General features: G+C 65.0%; 19 protein-coding genes. 10 read left to right on the top strand and 9 right to left on the bottom strand.

What is annotated here, in order from left to right; genetic code table 11:
• Positions 1-25: 25 nt before the first annotated feature.
• Positions 26-712, bottom strand: coding sequence for a DUF1345 domain-containing protein (locus AC5ZFO_RS15035; RefSeq protein WP_282522521.1), 687 nt, complete (start codon positions 710-712; stop codon positions 26-28).
• Between the two features lie 88 nt (positions 713-800).
• Positions 801-1724, bottom strand: coding sequence for a polyprenyl synthetase family protein (locus AC5ZFO_RS15030; protein WP_028149141.1), 924 nt, complete (start codon positions 1722-1724; stop codon positions 801-803).
• Positions 1725-1885: 161 nt separating this feature from the next.
• Here AC5ZFO_RS15030 and mtgA point away from each other — a divergent pair, with 161 nt between their 5' ends.
• The 3 genes from mtgA to AC5ZFO_RS15015 all read left to right on the top strand — a co-directional run bounded on the left by mtgA (position 1886) and on the right by AC5ZFO_RS15015 (position 3691).
• Positions 1886-2560, top strand: a complete 675-nt coding sequence (gene mtgA / locus AC5ZFO_RS15025) for a monofunctional biosynthetic peptidoglycan transglycosylase (protein WP_282522520.1) — start codon at positions 1886-1888, stop codon at positions 2558-2560.
• Between the two features lie 169 nt (positions 2561-2729).
• Complete coding sequence (gene rpmF, locus AC5ZFO_RS15020) at positions 2730-2912, top strand: 50S ribosomal protein L32 (RefSeq protein ID WP_007598106.1); 183 nt, start codon at positions 2730-2732, stop codon at positions 2910-2912.
• Between the two features lie 143 nt (positions 2913-3055).
• Positions 3056-3691, top strand: a complete 636-nt coding sequence (locus AC5ZFO_RS15015; protein ID WP_496122205.1) for a hypothetical protein — start codon at positions 3056-3058, stop codon at positions 3689-3691.
• A 22-nt stretch (positions 3692-3713) separates the two neighbouring features.
• Here the strand turns inward: AC5ZFO_RS15015 and AC5ZFO_RS15010 are convergent, their stop codons facing one another.
• Complete coding sequence (locus AC5ZFO_RS15010; RefSeq protein WP_282522518.1) at positions 3714-3974, bottom strand: hypothetical protein; 261 nt, start codon at positions 3972-3974, stop codon at positions 3714-3716.
• Positions 3975-4195: 221 nt separating this feature from the next.
• Here AC5ZFO_RS15010 and AC5ZFO_RS15005 point away from each other — a divergent pair, with 221 nt between their 5' ends.
• A complete protein-coding gene (locus AC5ZFO_RS15005; RefSeq protein WP_282522517.1) occupies positions 4196-5890 on the top strand; it encodes a bifunctional diguanylate cyclase/phosphodiesterase in 1695 nt (564 codons plus the stop codon).
• A gap of 217 nt (positions 5891-6107) precedes the next feature.
• Here AC5ZFO_RS15005 and AC5ZFO_RS15000 read toward each other — a convergent pair whose 3' ends face one another.
• Positions 6108-6476, bottom strand: coding sequence for an antibiotic biosynthesis monooxygenase family protein (locus tag AC5ZFO_RS15000; protein ID WP_282522516.1), 369 nt, complete (start codon positions 6474-6476; stop codon positions 6108-6110).
• A 97-nt stretch (positions 6477-6573) separates the two neighbouring features.
• Between AC5ZFO_RS15000 and AC5ZFO_RS14995 the strand changes: the two genes are divergently transcribed.
• Complete coding sequence (locus tag AC5ZFO_RS14995; protein ID WP_282522515.1) at positions 6574-7044, top strand: MarR family winged helix-turn-helix transcriptional regulator; 471 nt, start codon at positions 6574-6576, stop codon at positions 7042-7044.
• A 126-nt stretch (positions 7045-7170) separates the two neighbouring features.
• Positions 7171-7470 carry a hypothetical protein gene (locus AC5ZFO_RS14990; protein WP_282522514.1) on the top strand — a complete coding sequence of 100 codons (300 nt, stop codon included), beginning with the start codon at positions 7171-7173 and terminating at the stop codon, positions 7468-7470.
• 32 nt (positions 7471-7502) lie between these two features.
• On the opposite strand, the gene AC5ZFO_RS14985 is transcribed toward AC5ZFO_RS14990, so the two are convergent.
• From AC5ZFO_RS14985 to AC5ZFO_RS14970, 4 genes are all read right to left on the bottom strand, one after another.
• Complete coding sequence (locus tag AC5ZFO_RS14985; protein WP_496122204.1) at positions 7503-10370, bottom strand: PAS-domain containing protein; 2868 nt, start codon at positions 10368-10370, stop codon at positions 7503-7505.
• Between the two features lie 352 nt (positions 10371-10722).
• Entirely contained in the window at positions 10723-11598 is an 876-nt protein-coding gene (locus AC5ZFO_RS14980) for a GNAT family N-acetyltransferase (protein WP_282522512.1), read from the bottom strand.
• 95 nt (positions 11599-11693) lie between these two features.
• Positions 11694-12674, bottom strand: coding sequence for an amino acid--[acyl-carrier-protein] ligase (locus tag AC5ZFO_RS14975; RefSeq protein ID WP_282522511.1), 981 nt, complete (start codon positions 12672-12674; stop codon positions 11694-11696).
• Between the two features lie 65 nt (positions 12675-12739).
• A complete protein-coding gene (locus AC5ZFO_RS14970; protein WP_282522510.1) occupies positions 12740-13957 on the bottom strand; it encodes an acyl-CoA dehydrogenase family protein in 1218 nt (405 codons plus the stop codon).
• 372 nt (positions 13958-14329) lie between these two features.
• Between AC5ZFO_RS14970 and AC5ZFO_RS14965 the strand changes: the two genes are divergently transcribed.
• The 3 genes from AC5ZFO_RS14965 to mtnA all read left to right on the top strand — a co-directional run bounded on the left by AC5ZFO_RS14965 (position 14330) and on the right by mtnA (position 16884).
• Positions 14330-14602 carry a phosphopantetheine-binding protein gene (locus AC5ZFO_RS14965; protein WP_282522509.1) on the top strand — a complete coding sequence of 91 codons (273 nt, stop codon included), beginning with the start codon at positions 14330-14332 and terminating at the stop codon, positions 14600-14602.
• Positions 14603-14880: 278 nt separating this feature from the next.
• A complete protein-coding gene (locus AC5ZFO_RS14960; RefSeq protein WP_282522508.1) occupies positions 14881-15756 on the top strand; it encodes an S-methyl-5'-thioadenosine phosphorylase in 876 nt (291 codons plus the stop codon).
• 18 nt (positions 15757-15774) lie between these two features.
• Positions 15775-16884 (top strand): S-methyl-5-thioribose-1-phosphate isomerase, encoded by a 1110-nt coding sequence (mtnA, locus tag AC5ZFO_RS14955; RefSeq protein ID WP_282522507.1) that lies wholly within the window; start codon positions 15775-15777, stop codon positions 16882-16884.
• A gap of 121 nt (positions 16885-17005) precedes the next feature.
• Here mtnA and AC5ZFO_RS14950 read toward each other — a convergent pair whose 3' ends face one another.
• The gene (locus AC5ZFO_RS14950) at positions 17006-17641 is read right to left on the bottom strand and encodes an HAD-IA family hydrolase (RefSeq protein ID WP_282522506.1); all 636 of its coding nucleotides are present in this window, start codon (positions 17639-17641) and stop codon (positions 17006-17008) included.
• Positions 17642-17750: 109 nt separating this feature from the next.
• Between AC5ZFO_RS14950 and AC5ZFO_RS14945 the strand changes: the two genes are divergently transcribed.
• Entirely contained in the window at positions 17751-18509 is a 759-nt protein-coding gene (locus AC5ZFO_RS14945) for a S1 family peptidase (RefSeq protein WP_282522505.1), read from the top strand.
• The last annotated feature ends 50 nt before the right edge of the window (positions 18510-18559 follow it).

Genomic DNA, 18559 nt, shown 5'->3' with positions numbered 1-18559 from the left:
CGTCTCGGCGCTTGCCGGGACGACGTCAGTTCGAGATTGCGCTCGCCGCGATGTTCACTGTCAGCGCCAGCAGCGCCGTGTTGTAGATGAACGACACGATGCCATGCGCCGTCGCGGTGCGGCGGATGGTCTTGTCGGTGATGCCGACGTCGGAGACCTGCGCGGTCATGCCGATCACGAACGAGAAATAGACGAAGTCCCAATAGTCGGCGTGATCTTCCTTGTCGCCGCTCGGGAATTGCAGCCCGCCCGGCGGGTGCCGGTAATAATCATGGGCGTAATGCAGCGCGAAGGTCGTGTGGACGGCGGCCCATGACAGTGCGATGGTCGTGATCGCGATGGTCAACTCCCACGCGCCGCGATGCGGCGTGCCGAGCTCGGACACGATCGCAGCGATGCTGGCGAAGGCGCCGATCGCCGTCACCAGCAGGATCACGAAGCGGCCGTCGTCTTGCATCGCGGCACTACGGCGGATGTGCTGCTGGTCGTTGCACAGCATCATCGCGTAGACCAGCACGAGATAAACCGCGATCAACGCATCCCAGCCGAACAGCAGCCGCGTCACCAGCCGGTGCGATCCCGGCAGCAGCAAGCAGACCAGGATGCCGGCAGCGAGCGCGATAAAGGTGCGCGGCCGCGCGTAAATCAGCCGCATCGGCCGCGACATCTTGCGGAAGCGGACGAGGACGGGATCGTCTTTGTCGGTGGCCATGATGGCTCCGGCCCTCTCGCTCAACTCTCGCTGTCGCCGCAGCGGCGGCCTGCTCCCTCGCCCCGCTTGCGGGGAGAGGTGCGCTACATCAGTTCTTCCGCTCGGCGACGAAGCGCGCGGCGGCCTGCAGAACGGCGGCGCGGTCGCCGAAGATCGACACGGCGCCGTCGGCCCGCGCGAGCAGGTCGCGCACGCGCTGCTTGGCGCCTTCGATGCCGAGCTGGGTGACGAAGGTGGTCTTGCCGAGTGCGGCGTCGGCGCCGGCCGGCTTGCCGAGGGCCGCCGCATCGCCTTCGACGTCGAGCAGATCGTCGGCGATCTGGAAGGCCTCGCCGAGCGCGCGGCCGTAATCGTCGAGTGCCTGATATTCCTTTTGCGAGGCCTGGCCGAGGATCGCGCCCGCGATGCAGCCGTAGCGCAGCAGCGCACCGGTCTTCATCTGCTGAATGCGGGCGACATCGATCGGCTCGTTGCCGCCAAAACGGCCTTCGCCGGCGAGATCGAGAATCTGGCCGCCGACCATGCCGCCGATGCCGGCGCAGCGCGCCAGCGCGCGCGTCAGCAGGAGGCGCACATTGGCGTCGCGGTGGATCTCATCGCGGGTGATGATGTCGAAGGCGAGCGTCAACAGGCCGTCGCCGGCGAGGATCGCGGTGGCGTCATCGGTCTTCTTGTGCAGGGTGGGGCGGCCGCGGCGCAGGTCCGAATTGTCCATCGCAGGCAAATCGTCATGGATCAGCGAATAGCAGTGGATGCATTCGAGCGCGGCGCCGGCGAGCAGGGCGGCCTCGCGGGGAACGCCGAACACGGCGGCGCTCTCGACCACCAGGAACGGCCGCAGACGCTTGCCGCCGTTGAGGCTCGAATAACGCATTGCGTCCATCAGTCGCTTGGGACGGGCGATCTCATCGTGCAGGATGTCGTCCGCCAGCAGGCGTCCAAGCAGGGCTTCGGTGTCATCAGCGGTCTTGTCCAGGCGTTTGGCGAAATCGGACGGGGACGTGCCGGTCATCAAGAAGGGCTCCAGAACTAAAATTCGGCGGGACAATCCTTTATGCGCCCGCCCCAGTCAATCGTTTGGAAGGCCTAAAAAGTGCTGGAAAAGGCCCGAATTATCACAGACTTAATGGCGGGATCCGTGGCCGCGTTTCATTTTGCGCCGGAAAGGTCGATTTGCGCATCGTCAAGATCCTGCTGGTAGCGCTCTTGGTCGTGGCTCTCGCGCCCTACGTGATCGCGCCGTTCTACCGCACCGGCCATCCGGTTTCGACGCTGATGGCCTGGCGGTCGCTCCGGGGCGCGCCGATGCATCGGGAGTGGATCGATCTGGCCGCGATGTCGCCCTCACTGCCGCGATCGGTGGTGGCGGCCGAGGACGCCCATTTCTGCAAGCATCACGGCATCGACTGGGGCGCGCTGCGCGAGGCGATCGACGATGCGAAGGAGGACGGTACGCCCTTCCGGGGCGCCTCCACCATCACCCAGCAGGTGGCAAAGAACCTGTTCCTCTGGCAGGGGCGGGATTTCGTCCGCAAGGCGCTGGAATTCCCGCTGGCGCTGTGGATCGATTTCGTCCTGCCCAAGGCGCGAATCCTCGAGATTTACGTCAACATCGCCGAGCTCGGCCCGCAGGGCCAGTTTGGGGTCGAGGCGGCCAGCGCCTATGCCTTTGGCAAATCGGCGGCCAACCTCTCGCCCCGGGAGGCGGCACTTCTGGCCTCGATCCTGCCCAATCCGGTCAAACGGAGCGCCCGGACCCCCGGGCCTGGCGTCCGCCGGCTGGCAGGGACCTATGTGGCGAGGGCGCAGGCGAACTCGCTTTTGACCTGTTGGCGGGAAAATCGCTGATTCTGGGCCCTTTCCGGACGTATTTTCCGGTCCAAAAGCCTAGATTTACGGCCAGCCTTCCTCTATAAGCCCGGCCTTGATCGGCATTCAGCTCGCCTCGGTTTGCGGGTGCTGAGCCGTCCCCTCGCGGACGATGCCCTGACAACACCAATCCCTAGAGGATATTGAAATGGCCGTTCCGAGAAGAAAAACCTCGCCGTCGCGTCGTGGCATGCGCCGCTCGGCAGACGCCATCAAGAAGCCGACCTATGTGGAAGACAAGGACTCCGGCGAGCTCCGTCGTCCGCACCATCTCGACCTCAAGACCGGCATGTACAAGGGCCGTCAGGTCCTGAAGAAGAAAGAGTCCTGAATTTAGGACCTTTCTCCGGGCAGGATCATTTCGCCTGCCTGATTTCGGCCACCCAATGAGATATGACAGTGACGGCGGCGGAGCTAATGCTTCGCGGCCGCATTGTTCTGTCCGGATATCTTGATCGAGAAGGCATTTCGCCGATGGTCGGTTTCCCGCTGCTCCTGATCCCGCTCGCGGTCTACAACATCATCGCCTTCCTGATGCCGACCGTGTCCTTTACGGACGTGCTGTTCAAGGTGCCGATGATCACGGGCGAGACCTGGCCGGTCACGCTTGCCGACGTGATGCTCGCGCTCGGTATCGTGTTGCTGCTGTTAGAGGTGGTCAAAGGCGCGCGGCCCGGCTCGAAATTCCTGATGGATCATCTGCTGTCGCTGATCGTGTTCGGTGCTGCCGCGGCCGAATTCGTGATGTGGCCCAAATTCGGCAACTCCACCTATTTCCTGCTGGTGCTGCTCGCGATGGCCGATTTCCTCGGCGGTATCGCCCAGCGCACGCGCCGCCGCGTCACCTATGTCGCGGAGACGGCAGTGCCGGCGCCGCGCAAGGCCAAGCGCCAGGCCGAAGCGGCAACGGACGATGCGGCGTCCGAATCCAAGTTCGAGCCGGTGTCTGCGCCGGCGGTGCCACCCGCGCCTTCCGCGCAGTCGGTCGCCGAATCCGTGCTGAAGGATCACCCCGCGCCGAAGCCGGTGAACCCGCCCTCGCCGGAAATCCCATCGCCGGACTTGCAGCCGGGCAACGGCACGCCGCCGTCTCCCGACGCGCCGCGCTGATCTGCTTCAAGCCACCTCTACTTCAAGCCACCTGCCGCGTGCGCGCGGTGACGCTCGGAAGCGGGCGCTTGTCGCCATAGGCCATCTGCGCATCCTCGGAAGAGGCGCGGCGGAGCCGGCTCGCCTGGGGCAGGTGCTCGGCATTGGCGATGAGTTGGGTGACGAAGCTCGGATCGGGACGGGGCAGCGGCGCCTTGTGGACCCACTGCAACGTCGGCAGCAGCGTCACCAGGGCCGTGCCCGTGCCGTTGTCCGCGCCGTCCGATCGATCAGTACTTAACATCGCAATCACCGTTGATCCGGCGAGGCCTGTCGCGTTTCGAGACGCCGGCGCCGGTGCGTGTCATGTACTCGCAAGGCCTATGCCGGCCGGGCCGGTTTGGTTCCGCGGGCCTGCGAAACATGGTTTCCAAATTGTTTATGAACTTTGCCTAGAGTCGGAGTCGAATCTGGCCGTATTCTGTGCCGACTCAGGACTCCCCGCTGTCCCGAAACGAGGCGATTTTGACCCCTGCATTGCCGCAAGCCTCCGACATCCTGGCCGCTCTTGGTCAGGCCGTTTTCGCCTGGGACATCGCCAGCGATTCCATCGTGTGGGGTGAGCAGGTCGCCAGCGTCTTTCCCGGCATCCCGCCCGAGCGGCTCGCGACTGGCGCCGAATTCGCCAAGCTGATCGAGCCCGCGCAGACGCTGCGGACCGCCGCGCTGGCGCAGACCTCGCCGGTGCACGGCGCCGACGGCACGCCCTACCGGGTCGAATACGGCGTGCGCATGAGCGCCGCCGATCCCGTGGTCTGGATCGAGGAGACCGGCCGCTGGTTCGCCGGCCCCGATGGCCGCCCGGTGCGCGCGATCGGCTCCATCCGCATCAACAATGAGCGCCACGCCCGCGACGAGGAATTGACCAAGCTGGCTCGGCTTGATCCCCTGACCGGCGAGCTCAATCGTTCCCACCTGATCGCGGCGCTGGCCGAGGCGATCGAGGAGACCACCCGCTTCCGCTCGACCGCAGCCTTCATGCTGGTCGGCATCGATCATCTCGCCCGCGTCAACGACGCTTTCGGCTTCGATGTCGCGGACGCCGTGATCCTCGACGTGGCCAAGCGCATCCGCGCCCGCCTGCGCGGCGGCGACGTGCTCGGCCGTTTCTCCGGCAACAAGTTCGGCCTGATCCTGAAGAACTGCACCGTCGATGACATGAACGTCGCCGCCGAGCGCTTCCTTGCCGGCATCCGCGACGAGGTGGTGCCGACCAAATCCGGCCCGGTCTCGGTCACGGCGTCGATCGGCGCGGTCAGCGTGCCGCGCTACGCCCGCAACACCGACGAGGCCGTCAATCGCGCCCATGAGACGCTGGACGCGGCAAAACAACGCCGCGTCGGTTCGTTCGCGGCGTGGCGCCCGGATGCCGCGCGTGACGCACAGCGCCGCGTCAACATCCGTGTCACCGACGAGATCGTCACCGCGCTGAACGAGCGCCGCATCAAGCTCGCCTATGAGCCGGTTGTCTCGGCCGTCTCGCACGAGCGCGCGTTCCACGAATGCCTGGTGCGGATGGACCAGGGCGACGGCCAGGTGCTGCTGGCTCCCGACATCGTGCCGGTTGCCGAACGGCTCGGCCTGATCCGCCTGGTCGATCACCGCGTGCTCGAGCTTGTGGTCGCCGAGCTCGCGGCCGCGCCCGACATCTGCCTCAGCCTCAACATCTCGCCTGATACGACGATGGATCCGGACTGGTGGGCGGGAATCGAGTCGCTGATGCTGGCCCACCCCGGCGTCGCCGAGCGGCTGATCGTCGAGATCACCGAGACGGTCGCGATCCAGGACATCGATGACGTGCGCGGCTTCGTCACGCGGCTGAAGAATTTCGGCAGCCGCATCGCCATCGACGATTTCGGCGCCGGCTACACTTCGTTCCGAAACCTGCGCAAGCTCGGCGTCGATATCGTCAAGATCGACGGCGCCTTCGTGCAGAACATCACCCGTTCGGCCGATGACCGCGCCTTCGTGCAGACCCTGATCGACCTCGCCCGCCGCCTCGACATCAAGACGGTCGCCGAGTGGGTGCAGGACGGAGAGGCCGCCGCCATGCTGCGCGACTGGGGCTGCGACTACATCCAGGGCCGCCTGATCGGGCTCGCCTCAGCCGACCGCCCATGGGGCACGCCGCCGGATAACGTGCTGCCTGCGGCGAGCTGAGATATCGTAGGGTGGGCAAAGCGAAGCGTGCCCACCATCGACACCACACGGCGAGAGAGATGGAGGGCACGGCGCAAGCGCGCCTTTGCCGACCGTACGATTGCGCTTGTGGGCTCGACTCTCTCCTCCGTCATTGCGAGCGCAGCGAAGCAATCCAGAATCTTTCCCCCGCGGCAGTCTGGATTGCTTCGCTGCGCGGACAATGACGATGTGGCCGCTACCCCACGCAAATACCGGGCACCGCGACCTTCTGGAACAGATGCGGGCTCGCGACGGCAGATGCGGGGTAGGCGGCGATCTTTGCGCGGAATTCCGGGTGGGTGAAAGCGGCGCGGAAATCCGCGTTGGATTCCCACACCGCGTAATTCAGATAGGTCGGGCTGTCGCCGACGGCGCGGTGAAGCTGGGTGGAGATGAAACCGGGCTGGCGTTTCATGAAGGTGGCGTCGTCCTGCCACGTCTTGAGGAAGCCCTGCTCATCCTCGGCGTCGAGCGTGAACACGTTGATGAGCACCACGGGGCCGGTTTCGAGCGCGATCTGACGGTCGATCGGGAAGGCAGGGTCGAGGGGACGCATGTGAGGCATGACATTGCTCCGGTCAATTTGGTGTCATAATGTCAATTCGACAGTCCCGGATATAGGTATTTGACATCATGGTGTCAATACGGAGCAATAGTGCCAAATGAACAAGGCCAAGCGGACCCCGGCGGGCGAAGCCCTGACCGGCCTCATCCTCGACCTGTTCCGTGCCAACAGCCTGCTTCTGACCGCCGGCGACCGGCTGGTGACGTCGCTTGGTCTCACCAGCGCGCGCTGGCAGATACTGGGGGCGATCGCCGACGCCGAGCGGCCGGAGCCGGTCGCCTGGCTCGCCCGCAATCTCGGCGCCAATCGCCAGAACGTGCAGCGCATCGTCAACGACCTCGCGCGCGATGGTCTCGTTGTGTTCGAGGTCAACCCGCATCACCGCCGGGCGCAGCTCGTGGTCCTCACCGACAACGGCAGGCAGGTCTACGATGCCGCCGGCCGTTTGCAGGTCCCGTGGGTCAACGGCCTTGCGGATGGATTGTCGGTCAGGGATATCGACGTGGCCCATCGCGTCGTGACCGCACTGCGAGCCGGTCTGAAAGACGCCGGTGAAGCGAACGAATGAGCAAGTGAGGCGGCGGGGGACACGAGGCGCACACCCTGCGAGCCCATTTCGGACTCAAATCCGCCGCCGACTCAATCGATGTATCCAAATGCGGTTGGAGGCATGTCCTGAGTTGGGGAATTTGCCATGAGTGATGAAGATTTAGTGCGTCATAAGAGACAGAAGCTGATTTCCACTGCCGAAGATATCGTGCGTGATGAGTCTTTCGAACTCTTGTCGCAGCAGCTCTGCGAAGGCGCTAGCTTTTCTGACGATGAATCCCCGTCGAACGACGTTTTCTTGCTTCTTGAGGAGAATGCGCGGCTTCGTGCGCTTGCCATCAGCCTTTCCAGCCTGGTCGGAGACCTCTCCGAACGGGAGTGGAGCAATGCGCTCGCATCGGCCGATCGTGCCACGCTCAATCGCCTGAGGTCGTGTCGGGCGTAACGATAGAGAGAGCGGCGAGGTGAAGCGGAGCGTCACGCCACGCGCCTGACCGCGTTCAGTCGCTCGATCGCGTGGCCGACCTCGGCTGCCGGGCACGGCCTGCCGAAATAATAGCCCTGGACTGCGGTGCACCCGCATTCGCGGACGAAGTCGAGCTGCTCGATGGTCTCGACGCCTTCCGCCGTGGTCTCGACGCCGAGCACGGAGCCGAGGCTGGCGATGGTGCGGACGATGGCGACGCTCTCCGGGGTTTCGCCGAGCGTGCCGACGAACGAGCGGTCGATCTTGATGCGGTCGAACGGAAATTTGCGCAAATAGCTCAGCGAGGAATAGCCGACGCCGAAATCGTCGAGGCTGACGCGTACGCCGAGCGCGCGGAGCTGATGCAGGATCTCGATCGTCGCCTCGCTGTCGTCGAGCAGCGCCGTCTCGGTGACCTCGAGCTCGAGCCGCCGCGGCGGCAGGCCGGCTTCCGCAAGCGCGCTCGTGACCATCGCCACCAGTCCGCGCGCGCGGAACTGCACCGGCGACAAATTGACCGCGACAGTGACATCGGGCCAGGATGCCGCGGTCGCGCAGGCCGTGCGCAGCACCCATTCGCCGATCGGGACGATCAGCCCATTCTCTTCCGCGAGCGGAATGAATTCGGCGGGGGAGACGAAGCCGCGCGAGGGGTGCTTCCAGCGCAGCAGCGCCTCGAAACCGGTGAGCTCGGTGGTGTCGAGCCGCACCTGCGGCTGAAACACGAGGTGAAATTCGCGTGCTTCAAGCGCGCTGCGCAGATCGTGCTCCAGCGCGTGCCGGCTGCGCGCCTCTTCCTCCATCTCGGGCTCGAACAGCTGGTAGGCGCCGCGCCCCTTGGCCTTGGCCTGGTACAGTGCGAGGTCGGCGCATTTCATCAGCTCGTCGGCATCGAGCCCGTGATCCGGCGCGATCGCGATGCCGACGGAAACGCCGACATGGATCGACTGGCTTTCCAGCGGCGGCGGGTGGCCGATGATCTCGACCAGGCGGCGAGCGAGCCGTTCCGCCGATTGCGGCTGCGGTCCGCGCTGGAGAACGGCGAACTCGTCGCCGCCGAGGCGGGCGACGGTGTCATGCTCGCCGACATTCTCCTTCAGCCGTGCCGCGACCCAGCGCAGAAGCCGATCACCGGCGGCGTGGCCGAGGCGGTCGTTGACGATCTTGAAATTATCAAGGTCGAAGCACAGCACGGCCATCGCACCGCCGGCGATCGCGACCTGGTTCAGTCCCTCGCCCATTTTCTCGCGGAACAGCGTGCGGTTGGGCAGGTCGGTCAGTGAATCGTGCTGCGCCATGTGCGCCACGCGGGCCTGGGCCTTGTGGCGCTCGGTGACGTCCTCATAGGTGACGACCCAGCCGCCATGCTCCATCCGCTTGTGATTGAGCTTGATGATGCGGCCGTCGTTCAGGTGGCGGTGCAGCGTGTGTTCGCCCTCGCGCAGCCTCTCGACATAGTCGGCATAGATCTTCGCGGCGGTCGTGTTCGGGTGGATGCCGAGATCGCAGCTGTGCTGCATGATCTCGCGCATCGAGACGCCGGGCTTCACGATCTCGGGCGACAGCCCATACATCTCGATGTAGCGGCGATTGCAGACGATGACGCGCAGGCTCGCATCGAGCATGCACAGGCCCTGGCTCATGTTGTTCAGCGCCGCGTCGAAGCGGCGGTACTGCTCGCTCAGCTCTTCGATCGCGCGCTCGCGGTCGGTGATGTCCTCGTAGGTGGCGACGAAGCCGCCCTCGGGCAGCGCGCAGTAGCGCACCGAGATCACGGTGTCGTTCGACATGCGCCGCCGCATCGGCGAGGAATCGTGGTTCGCGATCCTCGCGCTGGCGGCTTCCAGCAGCTGTCGCGGACTGTATTCGGAGGCGAACGCCCCGTTCACCATCGACCGCTCGATCAGCTCGCCGAGATGGGTGCCAGGCCTGGTTTCCTCCGGCGACAGCCGGTAGATCTTGCGGTAGGTGGTGTTGCAGACGCGCAAGCGCATGTCGCTGTCGTAGAAGGCGAGCCCGTGCGCCATGTTCTCCAGCGCCGCATCGAGGATGAAGTTCTGTTGCCGCAGCGCTTCTTCGTACTGCAACCGCTCGGTGACGTCCTCATGCACCGTCACCCAGCCGCCGTCGGGCAGGAAGCGGGACACCGCCTGCACCATCCGGCCGTCATAGCGCATCACCAGCAGGGTCTTCGCCTTACGAGCGCGCGCGTCCTCCAGGCGTGTGTGGCGGAACTCGTCACTCGGCATGCCCGGCAGGTTGCCACGCGACATCCAGTGTTCGATCACTGAGCAATGCGCGACGCCCGGCTTCACAATGTCGGAATCGAGATCGTAGAGGTTCAGGAACCGCTCGTTGCAGACGACGACACGGCTGTCGGCATCGTACATGATGAGGCCATGCGACATGTTGGCGAGCGCGTGCTGGCTGCGCTCCGTCTGCACGCGCAATTCCGCCTCGAGCCGGGCGAGGCGGCTGACGTCATCGCAGATCGTCATCCAGCCGCCGCCGGGAAGCGGCTTCAGCTCGAGCGCCATGACGAGTCCGCTCGCGAGTGTCTGTTCGGTGCGGAACGGCTTCCCGCCTGCGATCTGCGCGATCCGCTTCGTATACAGCGCGTCGACCTCGTCTTGCGGAAAGTTCCCGCGCGCCGCGCTGTGCGCGAGCACCTCGCGGTAGCTCGTGCCGACATGCACGATGTCGGCCGACATGTCGAACAGCGATAGATAGCGCTGGTTGACCAGCACGATCCGGTTGTCGGCATCGTAGACGCAGACACCCTGCTCCATGCGGTCGAGCGCGAGCTGGCTCAGCGAGACCAGGGCCTGCGGGCCCTGTTCGCGGCGTGCTCCAAGTTCGTTGTCGCGGGGCGACGTCATGGGATCGACAGGGTCTCGCCGGGCAATAGACCTAACGCAACGTAATTCAACCGCGGAGGGTAGCGAAGAGGCGGGAAAATTCCCTTAAGCGCCGTAGTTTACGGAGGGTGACCGGCGATGCGTAGAGTGTGTGCCGGGGAGACGTTCGAAGACGCGTTCGGCATCTGAATGGCGAGGTCGTACCGCGAGCACCGACCTACCGCCGTCATCCTGAGGTGCCGGAGCGAAGCGGAGGCCTCGAAGGGCGACGGCCCGGCTGCATCCCGGCCGTTCATCCTTCGAGGCTCGCCGCGCTGCGCACGACGAGCACCTCAGAATGACGGGACTAAGGTGCGGGCTCTGAGCCGATCCCCTACGGCCCGTACAGCACGAGTTCCGTGTCCGTGAGGTCGCCGAGCTGCGGCCGGTGCGGACCCTTGAAATATTTACGGCCGCGCCGCTCGGTGTAGATGCCGGGGAGGCCGCGAATCGGGCCATTGGAATCGATCGCCACCGAGATCTTGCCGAGTCGCAGCAGCAGCCGGCCGATGCGGCCTGCGCAGGCGGCGTATTCGGCGGCGCTGCGGCAATAGATCAGCTTCATCGCGGGCGGTGCGATGAAGCCGCGGCGGATGCGCACCGGCTGCAGGATGAAGGGGAACGTTCCCTTCGGCGTGCGGCAGACGAGGCTGAGGCAATTGTAGCGGGCATGCCGCGTGAGGAGCTGCGTCTCGTCGTCGGTCAGCCCATCGATCGTCTTGGCGTGCTGCGAGATGACCTCGATCTTGCTCCAGCGCGGAGGGCGCGCGAGTGCGGGCACGGAGAAGAAGATGCCGTGGCAATAGGCACGAAAGCCTTGCGTCTCGATGATCGGCCAGGTCCACGGCGCCGGGCTGATGTTGAGATAGGTGACATCCTTGTGCCGCTGCGCGATCTTGGTCAGCAACGGGGCGTAGTTGCGGTAGGCCGGATCGACATACCAGCTCGACAAATTGCACTGGATGGCGGTCTCTTCGCCGTGCTTTCGCGCCGTGTAGATCAGCAGCAGCACGCCGACGGGCGCGCCGTCATTGTCGAGCATGTAGCCGAAGCGCGGATAGCCCTCCGGCACGGGCCGGAAGGCCTGCCGGCGCAGGCCCTGGATCCAGTAGTTGCGCGAGCGGCCGACGAAGCCGCGCGTCAGCAGGTCCGCGACCGCATCGACGTCGGCCTCGGTGATCTCGCGGCATCGAACCTTGGTGTGGATCACGCTGGTTTTACCCGTGGAAATGGGAGGCCTCGTTCGCTCTATCGTTTCGGCATGATCTTTTCGGAAAACCGTCCCGCACTTTTCCGGATCATGCTCTAGCGCCAGCCTTCACCATGGGCGTCGGCCGTGGCTAACGGCTGCATGCCCATGATCTCCCGCACCTTGGCGGGCCAGGTGGCGAGATCGGTGCCGTGGGTGTGGAACATGGCGACGGCCAGGCGGTCCATGCCGAAGGCGACGCAGCCGGTGTGCGCGGGTTCGCCATTGGCGTCCTGGATGCCCCAGGTCGTGCCAAAATGCTCGCGGTGATAGTTGAAGCTCATGCAGGCGGTCGGCTGATCCTCCGAGCGGAGCGGGATCAGGAGCTCGAATTTGAGCTGCTGCTGCTTCTGGCTCACCGCCTTGATCTGGCCGACGCGGCCGAAGAAGGGGTCGCTGGCATAGTCGACGCGGAAGGTCAGGCCGAGGTCGCGGGCGATCGCCTGCGCGCGCACCATCCAGCGCTCGCGGAAATCGGCGACGTCGTCGGGGCTGCCGATGCAGACATATTCGCGCATCCGGAACGATTGCAGCCGGTCGAGATGTTTCGACGGCTCACGGCGGAAGCAGTCGGCGGCGACGTCGAAGCGCAGGCCGCCCTTCGGCAAAGCTCCGCGGCTCGCCGCGATCGGATAGACCGGGTAGCAGGCGGCGGGCGACAGCACGAGGTCGGCCGGCGAGAGCGATGAAGTCCAGTCGCCGCCGGCATCGAAGCGGCTGACCGCCGCGTCGATCTCGCGTTCGGTGCCGTGCAGGCCGCAGACGCAGCCGAGCAGGTTGGGAAAGCTCTTGAGATAGCCGGATTTTTCGAGCTGTGCCCGGCTCATCACCGGCGGAAAGCGCATGACCTCGGTGCCGGTCTCGCGATGGCTCGTGATCAGGGCGGTAAGACGCTCGACGACGCCCTCGTAGAGCGCGGTGCGGGCGTATACGCCGTCCGAGCCCATGGGGTGGAACAGCTTGTCGGCGAGATGATCGAGCGGATCCGCGATTTGCGGCGCGGTCTCGGGCGAGCTGGGGAGAACAGCAATGTTCATGTTCGACTTCCTGCTATCTGAAATTGTTCTTTTTGGCCGAAAGGCACGTCAGTCGCGAAGGCTTTCTAGTCTCGAAGGCTTGCCGGAATGCCGCTCATCAGCGTCGCAGTGGCGGCGTTGGCGAGAATGCGGTCGTTGTTGATCATGATCGGCGAGGACAGCACGTCGCGCAGGTGCCGGCCCATGGTGAATTCGCCGTCGTTGCGGTAGCCGGAGAGGCCCGCGGTGCGCATCGCATGCATCACGGTCTCGACCGCGAGCTCGGAGGCCTGCACCTTCAACAGCGTGATCGAGGACTGGAAATCGAGCGAGCTCAGCGCGCGCTCGTCATGCTCGGCGCGGGCAAAGGTGTCGGCATTGGCTGCGATCAGCGCGCGCAGCTTGGCCAGCGACATCTTCGCGGCCGTGAAATGCGCCGCGGCCGGCGGCATCTGGCCGCCCGAGCTGCGGGCCGCCTTGCGAACGAAAGCCTGCGCACGGGTCACGGCCGCAGCGGCGATGCCGGCCCAGGCCGAGGACCAGCACAGATGCGCGAACGGCGTCATGGTCTGGGCATGGATCTTGTCATAGGATTCCGGGAAGATGCGGTCGGCCGGGCAATCGACCTTGAGCTCGAAGCCGGTCGAGCAGGTGCCGCGCATGCCGAGCGTCTCCCAGCCCTGCGTCTGCTTCAGCGAATAATCGTCCTTGGCGAGGGCCAGCAGAACCTGGTCGGAGGCGGCGGCCTCGGTGGCGCGGCGGGCGATGGTGACGAGGCCGTCGGCCTCCGCACCGTAGGAGATCACGGTGGCGTCGCGCACCAGCGAGACTGCGTCGCCGGCGTGGTCGACTGCTGCTGCGCTGGCGCGAATGTTGCCGCCGTTCTGGCCTTCGGTGGTGGAGGAGGCGAGCAGCCACTGGTCGCGGGCGACCCGGCGCATCATCGTTTCCATCCAGGGGATGCCATGGCCGTGCCTGATGACACAGGCGACCTTGGTGATGTGCATCGCATAGATCATCGCGGTCGAGGCGCAGGCGCGCCCGAGCGTGTAGCAGATGTCGGTGACGTCGTAGATCGAAGCGCCAAGGCCGCCGAACTCGACCGGGATCATGACGCCGAGCAGTTTCTGCTCGCGCGCGACCTCGAAAGCCTTGTGGGGGAAGCGGGCGTCGCGATCGACCCCGTCCGCGTCGGCCGCCGCCGCAGCGGCTGTCCGGGTGGCGCGTTCGATGAGGGAGGGGCCGTGTTCGAGAAAGCTCGTTTGCGTTTCGTCGACAGTGAGGACTGCTTCACGCACGTTCATACTCGTCCGCCTCCGGTTTGCCGTTCAGGATCGCCAGCATCATTCGCGATGCCGCTGAAGCGATCCTCCGACCATCTTTAGTTGTGAGACGAGGCTACGGATTTAATTCAAATTCGTCGATGAAATAGAGGGTAAACAAAGCCCAATTCCGAACGAACAGTTAAGGTCGGGTTGTTTGCATCGCCGGAATTTCCGCGATCGCGTTAGGGATCTGGAAGAACCCGGAATTCCAGACAATCTGAGTCATCGTTTACTAAGAAAGGCGAAGTAATGGTGGCGCCCATTGTGGGATCGGATTGTGGGATCGGCCCGTCGTGCCCATCGTAGCCGGCAGCCGGTCCGACCGTTGAATAGACAGATGGGAATTTACCGATGCAGGCCTTCGATACCGAATTGCGCGATCGCATCATCAAGCTGGTGAAGGGCATCCTCGAGCAGAACTCGCTCGCCGCGGATATCACGCCACAGGCGAAGCTCGTCGATGCGGGCCTGACCTCGATGGACATGGTCAATCTGATGCTCGGCGTCGAAGCCGAGTTCGACTTCACTATCCCGCAATCCGAGATCACGCCCGAGAATTTCCAGTCGGTCGAGACGCTGCAGCGGATGGTCGCGACCCAGCTGCAGCTGGCGACGGCGGCTTAATTAGACGTACCTATCTCTCCCCGGGTCGTCCCTGCGAACGCAGGGACCCATACCGCGGAATCTATCGATCGTTGAAGGTCGCGGTACAGAACGACGAATCCTCGCCAAACTGCGCCCTGTGGCTATGGGTCCCCGCTTTCGCGGGGATGACACTGAGAGTGAGGCGAGCACTCCAGGCCCCTCACAGCACCGGCATCGCCCCACCGCCCCCGTTCCAAAACCGCCGCAAAACTGGCATAGCTTAACCATGTCGCATATGGCGAGCGGGTGGAGCAGGCATGACGCAGGCGGTATTGGGCATCATCGGTGGTTCCGGCATCTACGATCTGCCGGGTCTTGAGGGCGCGCGCGAAGAGGTGATCAAGAGCCCCTGGGGCGAGCCATCGGCCCCCCTGCGGCGCGGCTCCATTGCCGGCCTGCCGATCGTGTTCCTGCCGCGGCACGACAAGGGGCACCGGCTGTCGCCCTCCGACATCAACTATCGCGCCAACATCGATGTTCTGAAGCGGGCCGGCGTCACCGACCTGATCTCGCTCTCGGCCTGCGGCTCGTTCAGGGAGGAGCTGCCACCTGGCACCTTCGTTCTCGTCGACCAGTTCGTCGATCGCACCCACAAGCGCGAGAGCTCGTTCTTCGGCAGGGGCTGCGTCGCGCATGTGTCGATGGCGCATCCGGTCTCGCCGCGGCTGCGCATCCATCTTGCGGCGGCAGCTGAAGCCGAGGCCATCGCGTTTGCGCGTGGCGGCACCTATGTCTGCATGGAGGGGCCGCAATTCTCCACCTACGCGGAAAGCATGACCTACAAGACTCTTGGCTATTCCGTGATCGGCATGACCAACATGCCCGAGGCAAAGCTCGCGCGTGAGGCCGAGATCTGCTACGCCACGGTCGCGATGGTGACGGATTTCGACTGCTGGCATCCCGACCACGACGCCGTCACCGTCCAGGACATCATCCGCGTGCTGAGCTCGAACGCCGACAAGGCCAAGGCGCTGGTGGCGCGGCTCGCGAAAGACTTTCCGCGCGAGCACGAGCCGTGCCCGATCGGTTCGGACCGGGCGCTCGACACCGCGCTGATCACGGCGCCCGAGGCGCGCGATCCCGAGCTCTTGAAGAAGCTCGATGCGGTGGCCGGGCGCATCCTGCGGGCGTGATACGAAAGGCAGAATGCCATGAAGGTTGACGGCAAGCATTTCCGCAGCATCTGGCGCGAACGCGGTGGCTGGTCGGTTGGTGCGATCGACCAGCGCCGGCTGCCGCATGAGTTCATCGTTGCGAAGCTGACGTCATGCGAAGACGCAGCGGTCGCGATCCGCGACATGCTGGTGCGCGGCGCACCGCTGATCGGTGCAACCGCGGCCTATGGCATGGCGCTCGCCATGCGCGAGGACTCATCCGACGCCGGCCTCAAGCGCGCCTATGACACGCTGGTCGTGGCGCGGCCGACCGCGATCAATCTGAAATGGGCGCTGGACGAGATGCGCACGGCGCTCGCGCCGGTCGATCCGGTCGAGCGGGCGGAGGCGGCCTACGCGCGCGCCGACGAGATCGTCGAGCAGGACGTCGAGATCAACCGCGGCATCGCCGGCAACGGGCTGAAGCTGATCGAGGCGATCGTCGCAAAGAAGAAGCCGGGCGAGACGGTCAATTTGCTGACTCATTGCAATGCGGGCTGGCTTGCGACCGTCGACTGGGGCACCGCAACGGCGCCGATCTATCTGGCGCATGAGCGTGGCATCAAGGTCCATGTCTGGGTCGATGAGACCCGTCCGCGCAACCAGGGCGCCTCGCTCACGGCCTGGGAGCTCGGTCATCACGGCGTGCCGCACACGGTCATCCCCGACAACACCGGCGGACATCTGATGCAGCACGGCATGGTCGATCTCGCCATCGTCGGCACCGACCGCGTCGCCGCTAATGGCGATGTCTGCAACAAGATCGGCACATATTTGAAGGCGCTTGCAGCGCACGACAACGGCGTGCCGTTCTATGTCGCGTTGCCGTCGCCGACGATCGATTTCGCTGTTGATGACGGTATCCGCGACATTCCGATCGAGCAGCGCAGCGGCGCGGAGGTGACCGACATGACCGGCCGCACGGCGGACGGCCGGCTGGAGACGGTGCGCATCGTGCCGGAGGGCTCGCCGGTCGCGAATTACGCGTTCGACGTGACGCCGGCACGTCTCGTCACCGGCCTCATCACCGAACGCGGCGTGCTGAAGCCCGACCGTGCCTCGCTCGCGGCGGCATTTCCGGAGCGGATTGTAGCCGCGGCGGAGTAGTCAGTCAGCCAGGCAAGACCGTGCAGCGCAGTCATTGCGCAGCGAAGCAATCCAGAATGCCTCCGCGGAGACAGTCTGGATTGCTTCGCTGCGCTCGCAATGACGGAGAATGACGCGCCAGCTACCCCAACTTCAGCCCCGTCGCCGCCTCAAGCTCCGCAATCGCCTGCGCGCCGCTCGTCACCTTGATCGTCGTCATGCCCATCTCGCGCGCGGGCTTCAGGTTGACGCCGAGATCGTCGAGATAGACGCACTTCTTCGGGTCGACCTTCAGCGTCTCGACCATCAGCTTGTAGATGCGCGGGTCGGGCTTGCGCAGGCCGATCTTGGCGGATTCGATGACATGGTCGAACAGAACCATCACCTCGGCGATATAGAGTGAGCGCCCGGTCATGCTGCCGATCGCGTTGGCGGGCAGATTGTTGGTGATGCAGCCGGTCTTGAACTGCGCCTTGATGCGCTTGAGGGCCTCGACCATCTCGGGACGCAGATCGCCCTGAAGCAGCGGCAGCACGTCGCGGCCGCGCACCTCCGCGCCGAGCGTGCGCGATTCCTCGGCGAAAAGCTTGTCGAAGGTGTCGATATCGACCTCGGCTCGCTCGAACTTGGCCCAGGCGTTTTCCAGATGATTGGCGGCGTTGGTGCGCCGGATGATGTCGACGGGCAGACCGCGCTCGGCCTCGTAGCGCGCGAACGCCTCGAATGGCGAGCTCGTCAGCACGCCGCCAAAATCAAAGATCACAGCCTCGATCGTCAAGATCCCGCCCTCGTCAATTCCTTCCCAAGAGCGCTAGCATGCGCTATCGGCAAGGGCCAGTCCGAAGCAATCCCCGCCGTCACCGATGCTGACGCCAAGGCGTGTTCCCATGAAGAAGCTTGCAACCCTCATCGCAGCCGCGCTGCTGCTCGCCACGCCCGCACACGCCATCGTCGGCGGCGGCACGCCGCAGGCCGATGGTGTCGCGCGCGCGGTCGTCACCATCGTCGGCTCGCGTGGCAATTTCTGCACCGGCAGCCTGATCGCCCCGAAGGTCGTGCTGACTGTCGCCCACTGCGTGCAGCCGGGCGCGGACTACAAGATCGTCGATCGCGGCGCTGACGGTACGCCGCAATTGCTGAATGTGCGCACCGTCGCGATCCATCCGAACTTCAACATGCAGGCAATGCAGGCGCATCGCGCCACCGCGGACGTGGCATTGCTGCAACTGGAAATTCCACTCAAGGGAAAATCGACGGTGTCGGTCGGTGCGCCGACCATTCCAATCCAGGTCGGCAGCCGCTTTGTCATCGCCGGTATCGGCGTCACCGTGCGTGGCGACGGCAAGAGCGGCGGCGCGACGCGCGTTGCCGGGCTCGTGGCCACGGGCCAGCCCGGCACGTTCCAGATCCGGCTGGTCGATCCCGTAACCAACGGTGTTCGCGACGGAATTGGCGCCTGCACCGGCGATTCCGGCGGTCCGGTGTTCGAGGACAAGCCGAACGGTCCGGTGCTTGTCGGCGTCATCAGCTGGTCCACGGGGCCGAACGGCGCCGCCGGCTGCGGCGGATTGACCGGCGTCACACCGCTCACGCTCTATCGCGACTGGATTTTGCAGACCGCGCGGAGCTGGGGTGCGGCGTTATAGTTTGACCACGAATTGATCTATGTCATTTTAATGCGGAAGCGCGATGGGCG

Source organism: Bradyrhizobium sp. Unk1, from assembly GCF_059512345.1.
This window is presented reverse-complemented; position numbering and strand designations above follow the sequence as displayed.